At 65.5% G+C, this 10,509-nt stretch carries 13 protein-coding genes; 9 read left to right on the plus strand and 4 right to left on the minus strand.

Annotated elements, in window-relative coordinates; translation table 11 throughout:
* Positions 1–561 carry a YaeQ family protein gene (locus AC1RDS_RS16190; protein ID WP_026435527.1) on the plus strand — a complete coding sequence of 187 codons (561 nt, stop codon included), beginning with the start codon at positions 1–3 and terminating at the stop codon, positions 559–561.
* Between the two features lie 87 nt (positions 562–648).
* Here the strand turns inward: AC1RDS_RS16190 and AC1RDS_RS16195 are convergent, their stop codons facing one another.
* Both AC1RDS_RS16195 and AC1RDS_RS16200 read right to left on the minus strand, forming a co-directional pair.
* Complete coding sequence (locus AC1RDS_RS16195; protein WP_026435526.1) at positions 649–954, minus strand: putative signal transducing protein; 306 nt, start codon at positions 952–954, stop codon at positions 649–651.
* Positions 955–998: 44 nt separating this feature from the next.
* Positions 999–1,427: a DUF3717 domain-containing protein gene (locus AC1RDS_RS16200; RefSeq protein ID WP_026435525.1), complete on the minus strand. Its 429-nt coding sequence runs from the start codon at positions 1,425–1,427 to the stop codon at positions 999–1,001.
* 511 nt (positions 1,428–1,938) lie between these two features.
* On the opposite strand from AC1RDS_RS16200, the gene AC1RDS_RS16205 reads away from it, so the two are divergent.
* The 3 genes from AC1RDS_RS16205 (at position 1,939) to AC1RDS_RS16215 (ending at position 3,619) form a co-directional block, all read left to right on the plus strand.
* The gene (locus AC1RDS_RS16205; RefSeq protein WP_026435524.1) at positions 1,939–2,667 is read left to right on the plus strand and encodes a TerC family protein; all 729 of its coding nucleotides are present in this window, start codon (positions 1,939–1,941) and stop codon (positions 2,665–2,667) included.
* 98 nt (positions 2,668–2,765) lie between these two features.
* The gene (locus tag AC1RDS_RS16210) at positions 2,766–3,212 is read left to right on the plus strand and encodes a hypothetical protein (protein WP_348682691.1); all 447 of its coding nucleotides are present in this window, start codon (positions 2,766–2,768) and stop codon (positions 3,210–3,212) included.
* A 53-nt stretch (positions 3,213–3,265) separates the two neighbouring features.
* Entirely contained in the window at positions 3,266–3,619 is a 354-nt protein-coding gene (locus tag AC1RDS_RS16215) for a phage holin family protein (protein WP_092697875.1), read from the plus strand.
* Here the strand turns inward: AC1RDS_RS16215 and AC1RDS_RS16220 are convergent.
* On the minus strand, positions 3,587–5,128 hold the full coding sequence (locus tag AC1RDS_RS16220) for a M48 family metalloprotease (RefSeq protein WP_431603979.1): 1,542 nt from the start codon (positions 5,126–5,128) through the stop codon (positions 3,587–3,589). The genes AC1RDS_RS16215 and AC1RDS_RS16220 overlap by 33 nt on opposite strands.
* A 101-nt stretch (positions 5,129–5,229) precedes the next feature.
* Here AC1RDS_RS16220 and moaC point away from each other — a divergent pair, with 101 nt between their 5' ends.
* The 5 genes from moaC (at position 5,230) to AC1RDS_RS16245 (ending at position 8,323) form a co-directional block, all read left to right on the plus strand.
* Positions 5,230–5,715 (plus strand): cyclic pyranopterin monophosphate synthase MoaC, encoded by a 486-nt coding sequence (gene moaC / locus AC1RDS_RS16225; protein WP_348682689.1) that lies wholly within the window; start codon positions 5,230–5,232, stop codon positions 5,713–5,715.
* Between the two features lie 65 nt (positions 5,716–5,780).
* Positions 5,781–6,218 carry a Uma2 family endonuclease gene (locus AC1RDS_RS16230; RefSeq protein ID WP_348682688.1) on the plus strand — a complete coding sequence of 146 codons (438 nt, stop codon included), beginning with the start codon at positions 5,781–5,783 and terminating at the stop codon, positions 6,216–6,218.
* The gene (locus tag AC1RDS_RS16235; protein ID WP_348682687.1) at positions 6,193–6,375 is read left to right on the plus strand and encodes a hypothetical protein; all 183 of its coding nucleotides are present in this window, start codon (positions 6,193–6,195) and stop codon (positions 6,373–6,375) included. Before AC1RDS_RS16230 ends, AC1RDS_RS16235 begins: the two co-directional genes overlap by 26 nt.
* A gap of 326 nt (positions 6,376–6,701) precedes the next feature.
* Positions 6,702–7,073, plus strand: coding sequence for a helix-turn-helix domain-containing protein (locus AC1RDS_RS16240; protein WP_092697878.1), 372 nt, complete (start codon positions 6,702–6,704; stop codon positions 7,071–7,073).
* The gene (locus AC1RDS_RS16245) at positions 7,073–8,323 is read left to right on the plus strand and encodes a type II toxin-antitoxin system HipA family toxin (protein ID WP_348682686.1); all 1,251 of its coding nucleotides are present in this window, start codon (positions 7,073–7,075) and stop codon (positions 8,321–8,323) included. Before AC1RDS_RS16240 ends, AC1RDS_RS16245 begins: the two co-directional genes overlap by 1 nt.
* A gap of 231 nt (positions 8,324–8,554) precedes the next feature.
* Here the strand turns inward: AC1RDS_RS16245 and AC1RDS_RS16250 are convergent, their stop codons facing one another.
* Complete coding sequence (locus AC1RDS_RS16250) at positions 8,555–9,991, minus strand: PglL family O-oligosaccharyltransferase (protein WP_348682685.1); 1,437 nt, start codon at positions 9,989–9,991, stop codon at positions 8,555–8,557.
* Positions 9,992–10,509 lie beyond the last annotated feature (518 nt).

Here is a 10,509-nt window from a genome sequence, read left to right on the forward strand (position 1 = left end):
ATGGCCATCAAATCCACCATCTTCAAGGCGAATCTTGCGATCGCCGACATCGACCACGGCTACTACGCCGACCATGCCCTCACGCTGGCCCGCCACCCCAGCGAAACCGACGAGCGCATGATGGTGCGGCTGGCGGCGCTGGCCATTGCGGCGCACCAGCTCAATGACCTGTGCAACGGCGACGCCACCCTGGCCTTTGGCGCGGGCCTGTCCGATCCGGACGACCCCGATGCCTCGCTGACCGACTTCACCGGCCGCAAGCGCGTGTGGATCGAGGTGGGCCAGCCCGAGGACAAGCCGCTCACCAAGGCCTGCAGCAAGGCCGATTCGGTGATCGTGTACTGCTTCCACCATGCCGCCGAGATCTGGTGGAAGGGCATCGAGTCCAAGCTCTCGCGGCTCGAAAAGCTGCAGGTGTGGCGCATTCCCACCGAGGCCTCGCAGGCGCTGGCGCAACTGGCCGAGCGCAGCATGCAGCTGCAGGCCACGGTGCAGGAGGGGGCCATCACCCTCAGCAGCACGCAGGGCAGCGTGCATGTGGAGCCGGTGCGCTGGAAATAGCCATTGGGTTGATCCACGGCCCCGCAGCCTGTGAAACTGGCGCGGCCCACATCAGCGGGAAGCGGCAAAGCCGCTCAGGGGGGCTCCCTATCCCCGCGGCATCAGCGCGCCGCACTGCCAGCACTGCTCGAAACCACCTTCCACCGTCTCGCCACAGCGGCAGCGCCAGTGGCGCTGGGGCAAGTCCTGCAGCTCCTGCAGCAAGGCCCGGGCGCGGGTGGCGTGTTCGTCGCAGTCGAGCCAGATCTCGGGCAGGCACTGGTCGGGTGGCAGGTGCCCGGCTGCGGCCCCCAGGTATTGCCGCTGCACCGATGCCGTCATGCCCGCCTCGCACAGCAGGTCGGCCCACAGCGTGGCAATGGCGATGTTCGGGGCCTGGGTGAGACGCAGCATGGCGCCACCATAGCGCTTTGCGGCCGGGGCGTACAGGGGCGCGGTCAGGGCGGCGCGGTACCGCCGGCCCCCTCGGCCGCGCGTTCGGCGTAGCGGTTGAAGCGCCACGCGGTGTGCTCCAGCGTGATGCGGCGCCACACGGCGCGTTTTTCGGCGGGGCCCATGGCCGGCCAGAACTGCACTTCGTCAAAGCTGCGCCCGCAGCCCTTGCACCAGTCGTCGCCCTGGCTGGTGGAGCAGATGGCAATGCACGGCGTGTCGGGCGTGGTGTCGTACCAGGCCAGCCAGGCGGCCCTCGCTGCGGCCGGCAGGCTCTGCTCGTCGGCTTCGCTCTCGTGGCGGAACACCATGCGCGCATACACCTCGCCGAGCGCGCTGATCTCGGGCGCCAGCGCCGCGCCAGCGCTGGCGGGGGCGCGCTCGCGCCAGTGGTTGATGGCGGCTTCGATGTCGGTGATGTGGATGGCGGCCATGGTGGCGGTTGTTGCAGCAGGGACGGGAGGGCAACAGGGCGTGGATCATAGCCGCGCGGTGGCTGCTCCGGCGGTGAGCTCCTGTTTTGATAGCTTTAAATCCTTGTCTGCAATGAGCTACAGGCCTTTTTCTCTTGAATGAATGCCCTTGGCGCTGCAGCGGAATCTTGCATGCCCGGTGCGGGCTGTGTTCCAATCGCCGCTTCGAAGGGGAGTAGCTCCCGACATGTGCTTCGGCCGTGCCACCTGTTGGCCACCGGACGCATGGCATCGGAACCGTCGTCAATACGAAGCATCGCTTCCGGCGGTCCGGGTTCAGCGCACGCCAGAGTGCTGAACCGAGCAAGACCTTTGATGGGCCCGCTGTGGGCTGATCAAGGCCGTCCCTTCGCAACATCTGCCCTGCGCAGCATGCCCTGATCCGCCCATTGCAGGCCCTCTATCCCCGGGAACGGCTCGGCGCTACAGTGGCTGCCAGGTCGTCCTTTCGCCCATTGATATTGAGGAATTTATGGACTTTCTGGCATCGCCCGAATTCTGGCTCGCACTCGGCCAGATCATCATCATCGACATCCTGCTGGGTGGCGACAACGCAGTGGTCATTGCGCTGGCCTGCCGCAAACTGCCACCCGCCCAGCGCACCAAGGGCATCATCTGGGGCACGGCGGGTGCCATCGTGCTGCGCGTGGTCCTGATTGCGTTTGCCATGACGCTGCTGGCGCTGCCGTTCCTCAAGTTCGTGGGTGCGCTGCTGCTGGTGTGGATTGGCGTCAAGCTGCTGGCCCCCGATGAAGACGGCCATGGCGACATCCAGACCAGCGACAAGCTGCTGGCCGCCATCAAGACCATCATCGTGGCCGACCTGGTGATGAGCGTGGACAACGTGATCGCCATTGCCGGCGCCGCGCAGAACGCGGGTGAGCACCAGCTCCTGCTGGTGGTGCTGGGCTTGCTGATCTCGATTCCCATCATCGTCTGGGGCAGCCAGCTGGTCATCAAGCTCATGGAGCGTTTCCCCTTCATCATCACGCTCGGCGGCATGCTGCTGGGCTGGATCGCGGGCGGCATGCTGGTGACCGACCCGGTCTTCGCCAACCCCGACAAATGGCAGTGGATGCTGAAGATCGCGCAAACCGACACCATCCGCTACGCAGCCAGCGTGGCCGGCGCACTGCTGGTGCTGGCGGCTGGCAAGGTGATCCTGGCGCGCCGCACCGCTGCTGCGCCTGCCGAGGGCTGATGGCGCATCTGCACGTGCCAGCGTGCGCGCTGGCAACCGGCTGACGCAAAGGGGGCTGCATGCCCCCTTTGTCATGGGGCCCTTTTTTCGGAGGTGGTATGGACAAAGTCATTGTGTACGTGGACGACGCCGCCCAGGCGCAGCAGATCCTGGCGCCCTTGCTGGCAACTGAGGCCGCTGTCGCCACGCACTGGGTGCTGGTGGCCTGCGCACCGCGCATGACGCACCGCATCAGCAAATGGGTGAGCCATCGCACCCGCGAGAACTGGCGCGACAAATGGGCCGAGAAGCTGTTTGCACAACTGCTGCCTTTGCTGCCGTCGGGCGGCGGCAGCGTGACCACCGTGCTGGCCAAAGGCCCCTTGCCGGAGCTGGTCGCGCAACTGCAGGCCGAACTGGGCGCCGCCCGCGTGGTGGATGCCCGCCGGCCCAGGCACGATGCCGCTGCCGAACCGGCTCCTGCGCCGGCCCGCCTGTCGTTCCCGGGCACCGTGCCCAGCCTGCTGACCGGATTGGGCGCCCTGCTGGCGCTGGACCTGGCGTAATCCTGCGTGCACAGGGCCGTCTGCCAAGGCAGGCACGGTGCTATCCTGCGCGCATGAAACTCCTCCTCAAATGGCTGCTCAGCGCTGCAGCGCTGCTGCTGGTGGCCTACCTCTACAGCGGCGTGCAGGTGCAAAGCTTTGCGTCGGCGCTGATTGCCGCCTTCGTCATCGGCCTGTTCAATGCCGTGCTGCGCCCCGTGCTGGTGGTGCTGACGCTGCCGGTGACCCTGGTCACCGTGGGCCTGTTTCTGTTCGTGATCAACGCCCTCATGTTCTGGGCTGCCGCGGGCGTGCTGGACGGCTTTCACGTCAACGGCTTTGGCGCCGCCTTGCTGGGCTCGCTGATCTATTCGGCGCTGGGGCTGCTGATCGAATCAGCGCTCGGCAGCCTGTTCCTTCAGAAGTGACTCCATCGCACGCAGGCGCGTGTCGATGATGGACGCCTCGATGTAGTCGGCGGCGCTGTGGCTCTTGCGCGCCAGGTCCTGCCCGGCCTTGAAGCGGTCCACCGCGGCGGCATAGTCGTAGCGGGCCGCGTGCGATTCGGCCTCGGCACGCACGGCGCGCAGCGGCTGCCCCTGCGCCTGCCAGGCGCTCGCCAGCAACTGCCACACCGTGGCATCGTGCGGGTGGTTGGTCACCCAGGTCTGCAGGGCGCCTGTTACCTCGGCGGGGCGTCCCAGGCGCAGCAGGGCCTGGGTGCGCAGCACCAGCTCCGGCCGGCCCGTTTCTGCCGGCAACCGCTGCAGCGCCGCTTCGGGCAGGCCCGCCGCCAACGCGATCTCGGCTGCCAGCCGCTGCGATTGCCGCTGGGCGGCGGCATCGCCACGCACCACCTCGTCCAGCCGCGCCTGGGCCGTGCGCGCGGCCGCAAAATCGCGCAACTGGTTGCTGGCCAGCGCAGCGGTGTACAGCGCTGCGGCGCGGCGCGGCGCGGGCTGGCTGGCAAAGCCGCTGTTTTGCGGCTCGGTGATCCACAGCCGCAGCGCATCCACGCCGGGGTTCGACAGCACGCGGGCCCGGGCCGCCACCAGGGCGTGCTCCAGGCCAGGCTGCGGTGGCGGCGCCGCGCCGCCGGGCGGCAGGCGCGAGTGCATGTCGGCCATGCGCTGGGTGGTCAGCGGGTGGCTGCGCAGATAAGGCCATGAACCGTTGTCGTTGAGGCGGTTGGCTTGCTGCAGCTTGTCGAACATGCTCACGAAACCCTGGGGCGCAAAGCCCGAAGGCTCCATCAGCCCGTAGCCGATGCGGTCGGCCTCGCGCTCCATGTCGCGCGAGAAATTGAGCTGGTTCTGCATGGCCACCGCCTGGCCGCCCACCATCATGGCTTGGGCAGCCCCCGGGTTCTTGCTGGCGGCCAGCGCGGCCAGCACCATCGCCCCCAGCAGCAAGGGCGTCTGCTTGCTTTGCTGTGCCATCAGGCGCGAGATATGCCGTTGCGTGACATGGCTCAACTCGTGCGCCAGCACCGAGGCCAGCTCGTCGCGCGTGGCCACCACGCCAATCAGCCCCAGGTGCACGCCCAGGTAGCCGCCGGGCAGCGCAAAGGCGTTCACCGTGCGGTCGCGCCCCAGCAGCACCTCCCAGGCAAAGCGCTCATCCAGCTCGGGCGAGAGCTCGCCGCGCGCGCGGGCCGCCGCCAGCAGCGCCTGCCACAGCCCCTGCACATATTCCACCAGCACCGGGTCATCGATGTAGTCGGGGTCGCGGTACAGCTCGCGGATGATGCGGTCGCCCAGGCGGCGCTCCTCGCCCGTGGTGAGGGTGCTGCCATCGCCCAGCGTGGGCAGGCTGGGCTGGGCCTTGGCGGGTAACGGCGCCAAGGTGGCAAGTGCTATCAATAAAGAAGCTGTTGCCGTATTTTTGGCAAGCGCTTGAAGCAGTTTTGACCATTTTCTCGACCGAGCGGAGGCCATGGCCGTCATGGGGGGCGAGGGGGTGCGCTTGCGATTCCACATGAACGTATGATGCCCCGTCCACGTAAAGTTTCCCGCCTACTTCATTCGGTTACCCCGCCATGTCCGCACTCACCCACTTCGACGCCCAGGGCCAGGCCCACATGGTGGACGTGGCCGCCAAGGCCGCCACGCACCGCATCGCCATCGCCAGCGGCCGCATCGAAATGCTGCCCGCCACCCTGGCCCTCATCGAGGCCGGCAACGCCAAAAAGGGCGACGTGCTCGGCATTGCCCGCATTGCCGGCATCATGGCCGCCAAGAAAACCAGCGACCTCATCCCGCTGTGCCACCCGCTCGCGCTTACCCGCATTGCTATTGAATTTGAAGCGGCCAACGCACGCCAAACGGGCGCTACAGGAATATTTTGCTCAGCCACCGTGGAAACCGTCGGCCCCACCGGCGTAGAGATGGAAGCCCTCACCGCCGTGCAGGTGGCCCTGCTCACCATCTACGACATGTGCAAGGCCGTGGACCGGGGCATGTCCATCCACGATGTGCGCGTGGTGGAAAAGCATGGGGGGAAGTCGGGGAGTTTCGTGGCGTGAAATGACGCCCGCCTGCGCCCTTGCTCCACGACAATGGGCGACACCGTTTGCCTGGAGATGCCACCATGACCGTCCCCGTCGCCAACCGCCGGTTTGACACCTCCGCTTACCTCGACTGGGAGGCCGAGCAGCTCGAAAAGCATGAATACCTGGATGGCGAAGTCTTCGCCATGGCGGGAGCCTCTGAGGCGCATGTCACCCTGGCTGGAAATGTTTTCATGGCACTGCGCAACCACCTGCGCGGCGGCCCGTGCAGCGTTTTCATCTCTGACATGAAACTGCGCGTAGAAGCCGATAACGCCTTCTTCTACCTCGATGTTTTCGTCACCTGCGCCGAAACCGACCGCGCCCACAGCCACTACAAGGCAGCGCCCAGCCTGGTGGTGGAAGTGCTCTCCCCCGCCACCTCCGCCTACGACCGGGGGGGCCAAATTCGCCGCCTACCGCAAACTGCCCAGCCTGCGCGAATACGTTTTGGTGGACACAGAGCGCCTGAGCATTGATCTGTTCCGGCGCGACGAGGGCGGCCACTGGGTGCTGTATCCGTCCGAAGCGGGAGACGCGGTGGAGTTTGCCAGTGTGGGGCTGAGCGTTCCGATGGAGCGCTTGTATGAGGATGCGCGCGTGGGCGCCGTGGAGGTGCCCGGGCCGACGGCCTGAACGCCGGCCCCGCCGCCAGGAAACCAGCGACTCGATGGCGCTGAGCCACCCAGCCGCTGGCATTGATCCGCGTTGTGAATTCGAAGCTGCTCGCGCATGCCAGCCGGGCGCTACCGGCATATTCCGCCTGATTGGCGACCTTCCTCGGATGCATCGTTCCTCCACTCGTTCGGGCTGAGCCCTTCGATGGACCCAGGACAGGTTTGTCGAACCCTTGCACGCACCGAACAGCCCTTCGGCGGACGCCAGCACAGCGCGAGCCAATCACTGCCTGACATCAACACAAGTATATTTATGCATTCGGCATTGTTTGCTAACATATATGTATGTCAAAGCGTTCGATGGCCCTTGAGTCGATGCCCCCCGCCGCGCAGGCCGGCATGCGCCAGCTGGGCGCTGACCTGGCGGTGGCGCGCAAGCGCCGGCGCGAATCCCTCAGGGCCTGGGCGCAGCGCATCGGGGTGTCGGAGCCAACGCTGGTCCGCATGGAGCGCGGCGACCCCAGCGTCTCCATGGGGGCCTACGTTACGGCGCTATGGCTCATGGGGCGCGTGCAGGCCGTAGCCGAACTAGCGGCGCCGGCGCTGGACCTGGGTGCGCTTGAATCCGCCGTCCGGGCAGCCCAAACCCGCTCGGTGCGCAAACCCCCCTCCATCGAAGAACGATTGCGCACCCCCAGCCAGGCAGGCAAACCCTGATGCCGGAGCAGGCACTCACACCGGTGGACTACCAGCCCGCCGACACACTGCACCTGTGGTGGCTGAGCCACCCCGCCGCACCCGTGCCGGTGGGCACGCTGTGCACGGTGCGGGCACTCAAAGGCGTTTCGCTGCGTTACACGGCACACTGGCTCGCACGCGGCTTTGCACTCAGCGAAGACCTGCCCCTGATCGACCAGGAATTCCTGCCCACCGAAAAAGAAACTGCCGCAGGCGCCGTGGACGACGCCCGGCCCGACCGCTGGGGCGAGCGCGTCATTCGCATGCTGGACAAGCCGCCTCGCCTGTCCCTGATGGAATACCTCTTCTACGCGGGCGATGAACGCTTTGGCGCGCTCGGCGTCTCCCTGTCGGCCAGCGCCTATGTGCCACGGCGGCTGGGGCCGCTGCCGGGATTTGCCGATGTCCCCGCCATCGAGGCACTGGTCCGGCGTGTGCTGGACGGATCCCCCGTGCCGCCCGAGCAGCGCCGGCTGATCGCACCCGGCGCCACCATGGGGGGCGCCAGGCCCAAGGCGCTGGTCAGCATGCAGGGCGCGCAGTGGGTGCTGAAGTTTGCCGAGCCCGGCGAGCCGGTGGATACGCCGCTGGTCGAACACGCCACCATGACGCTGGCCCGCCTGGCCGGAATCCGCGTGGCCGCCACACAGCCCATCCGGCTGCACGCCGGGCACGCCGTGGCGGTGAAGCGCTTCGACCGCGAGGCAGGCACACGCAAACATGCGCTGTCGGCCCGGGTGGCACTGAAGGCGGCGGGCGAAAACCTGGGCTACCCCGAGCTGGCCCAACTGCTGCGCCGCCGCGGCACCACGCAAGCCCAATGCAACCTGCTGCACATGCAGGAGCTGTTCAAACGCATGGTGTTCAACATCCTGATCGACAACACAGACGACCACGAAAAGAACCATGTGCTCCTGGTGACTGACGCGGGAGGCTACGAACTCTCCCCCGCCTTCGACGTGCTGCCGTCAGGCCAGGCCCTGGGCTACCAGCAAATGCGCGTGGGCAGCGCCATGGCCGACTCCAGCCTGGACAATGCTCTGTCCGAATCGTCCCGGTTCGGCCTGGCGCGCCCCCAGGCTGAACAAGCCGTGCGCCAGGTGGTGGCGGTGGTGAATGGCTGGCAACAGCACTTTGCCAGCGCGGGCGTACGCCCCGCCGACATTGAATCGCTGGCCGCGCAGATCGACCGACCCTACCTGCGCGACCAACGCCAGGCTTGGCGCTGACGGCACCACACTGCCCGCTGAGCGACTTGTATCAAGGCTCAGGTAGCATTCCCCATTGATGCCGAATGCCAAGCTTGCGTCTTGGGACAAGGCGCATCCATCATTACTTGAGCCTATTTAAATGATGGGGCGGGACTTCTGTTTTGATAGCTGCCGGCACTTATGACATCAGCGGTGGAGGCTGAAATTTGCCCTTGGTCAGATTCTGGCACCTATTTTCGCAAAAAATCCTCAATTCGAGTCTGTCCCCAACTTTCCGATCGCAAACGGCGGCAACTGTGGATAACGCACTTGAAGTCCTGCCCAGCCCTCATGGGCCTCTACGCAGCGCTGGGGCTCATGAATGCGGCAAAGGCGTGCCAGCGTTTGCTGCGCAACCTCGGGCTGGCCATTGAGGCCCGCTGCCAGCGCATAGCGAAACATGACTGGCGGATAACCAAAACGCTCGGACACCTTGCGCATCCAGTCCACCTGTTCTGGCGCCATGCCTGGGGTGGCCTCCGTGCGGGCAAATTGCAAAAATGCACCCAGTTGCGTGAGCAGGCGCAACTCGGGCGCAGGTGTCACAATGCCCGCCGCGCCGATGCGGGCCGACTCCATGCGCAAGGTGCGATAGTTTTCCTCGGCTTTCAGATAGTCTGCATTCACCCCAACAAACAGCGCGGCAAGCAACGCCGTGAATGACAGCACGGCCCAGCGTGGTACACGCAACGACGCCCCCCCTGCAGGCGACAAATTATCGACCGCACCCATCACCAGCCCGACCGGGATTAGAAAGTAGGCGTACTCCAGCGGAAACTCAAGCATTCCATGCATGAAAACGCCCCCCGTAGCAGCCAGCAGCCACACCACCCGTGCATCACGGGAGGCGCGGATGTGGGCGATGAACCACCAGGCCAGTGCAGCAGCGATCAAGCCGCCGACCGGCAAACCGTTCCACAGCAACAGGTCCAGCACCAGGTTGTGGCTGTGCTCGAACATAGCCCCAACACTGGGGTGGTCCAGCGCCACGCGCTGCTGCGCGGCACCCACCTGCTGCCAGCCGTAGCCCCATAGCGGCTCGCGCCCCACGGCATCGAGCATGGACCACCAGAAAGGCAGCCGCGCGCCGGCCTGCATCTGGTCACCTATTGAACGCCCGGTAGACAGCAGCAGCGCATCGCCGACCGCTGGCCACAGCAGCACGCCTGCGGCAAACGTCGCACCCAGCACCAGCAGCTGCCCGCGGGTGATCCGCAGGCCCGCGCGCGCCTGCATCGCCAAGCCCCAACCGAGCAGCAGTCCGATTTGCAGCCAGCCGGTGCGCGATTGCGCCATCACCATGCCCAGCAACAGAAAACCGGCCCCTAGCCAAAACACAACTCCACTCACCTTTTGGCGCTGGTGCAGCCACAACAGGCCGCACAGACCTAAAAAGCTCAATGTGCACAAGTGGTTGGGCTGCGCCACGTTGCCAAAGGGTCGCCCGCCGGGTGGCAGTTCTGCGCCATAGATGCCCAGGCTGAGCGCACCCGTCCACTGCACCAATCCAATACCGACCGATAGCAGGGCGGAGAAAAACCAGGCCGCGGCCAGCGCGTTTACACCGTCGCTGCGGGCGGCCGGGGCGGCCAGCAAACCACCCGCCAGCACTGCTGCCAGCCACAACCCTATATAAAAGGCCGCCATCAATGCATCGCCGGAAAAAAGCAGCCTCCCTGTGACAAGTTGCACCCCTAGTACGGCGCTGCACAAGGCGGCAATGCCCGAAAGCAACCATGAAACGCGGCGGTCAGAGACGGCACCGGCCACCGCAGCGGGCAGGAGCGCCAACAGACCGGCGATTGCCAATGCGTCGCCCCAGGCGGAAGACCAGGGCGCGTAGTGGTTAGGCACCAGCCAAGCGCACGCCATGAGCATTAAAGGTAGGAAAACCTTAATATCAAGTTTGTTAACTTCATATACATCAGACTGTGCGAGGGAAGAATCAGATTTCAATTAATTTTCTCTCTGAATGTCAAATCGAAAGATTCTTTCACCTATTCGTATTGGTGTGAAGAATTGAGCCCGTTTTACAACCCTGCGCGGTACGGGATTCAAGCGGGCCTGCCATCGCCTTTTTGTTGGAGGGGCGGATTCAAAAGTGAAGTGCAACACCCTGGGTTTCAATGAACGAGGGTGGAGTGCTGCGGGCTGTTGATCAGCAA

This window comes from Acidovorax sp. GW823-FHT02H02, from assembly GCF_058797075.1.

What these genes read in the sequence shown, in the direction of transcription:
- AC1RDS_RS16195 (WP_026435526.1), bottom strand. Translation starts at nt 954, where the DNA reads ATGCTGCGTCTCACCCAGGCCCCGAACATCGCCATTGCCACGCTGTGG.
- AC1RDS_RS16240 (WP_092697878.1), top strand. Translation starts at nt 6,702, where the DNA reads ATGTCAAAGCGTTCGATGGCCCTTGAGTCGATGCCCCCCGCCGCGCAG.
- AC1RDS_RS16220 (WP_431603979.1), bottom strand. Translation starts at nt 5,128, where the DNA reads ATGGCCTCCGCTCGGTCGAGAAAATGGTCAAAACTGCTTCAAGCGCTT.
- AC1RDS_RS16230 (WP_348682688.1), top strand. Translation starts at nt 5,781, where the DNA reads ATGACCGTCCCCGTCGCCAACCGCCGGTTTGACACCTCCGCTTACCTC.
- AC1RDS_RS16245 (WP_348682686.1), top strand. Translation starts at nt 7,073, where the DNA reads ATGCCGGAGCAGGCACTCACACCGGTGGACTACCAGCCCGCCGACACA.
- AC1RDS_RS16190 (WP_026435527.1), top strand. Translation starts at nt 1, where the DNA reads ATGGCCATCAAATCCACCATCTTCAAGGCGAATCTTGCGATCGCCGAC.
- AC1RDS_RS16210 (WP_348682691.1), top strand. Translation starts at nt 2,766, where the DNA reads ATGGACAAAGTCATTGTGTACGTGGACGACGCCGCCCAGGCGCAGCAG.
- AC1RDS_RS16215 (WP_092697875.1), top strand. Translation starts at nt 3,266, where the DNA reads ATGAAACTCCTCCTCAAATGGCTGCTCAGCGCTGCAGCGCTGCTGCTG.
- AC1RDS_RS16205 (WP_026435524.1), top strand. Translation starts at nt 1,939, where the DNA reads ATGGACTTTCTGGCATCGCCCGAATTCTGGCTCGCACTCGGCCAGATC.
- moaC (WP_348682689.1), top strand. Translation starts at nt 5,230, where the DNA reads ATGTCCGCACTCACCCACTTCGACGCCCAGGGCCAGGCCCACATGGTG.
- AC1RDS_RS16200 (WP_026435525.1), bottom strand. Translation starts at nt 1,427, where the DNA reads ATGGCCGCCATCCACATCACCGACATCGAAGCCGCCATCAACCACTGG.
- AC1RDS_RS16250 (WP_348682685.1), bottom strand. Translation starts at nt 9,991, where the DNA reads ATGGCGGCCTTTTATATAGGGTTGTGGCTGGCAGCAGTGCTGGCGGGT.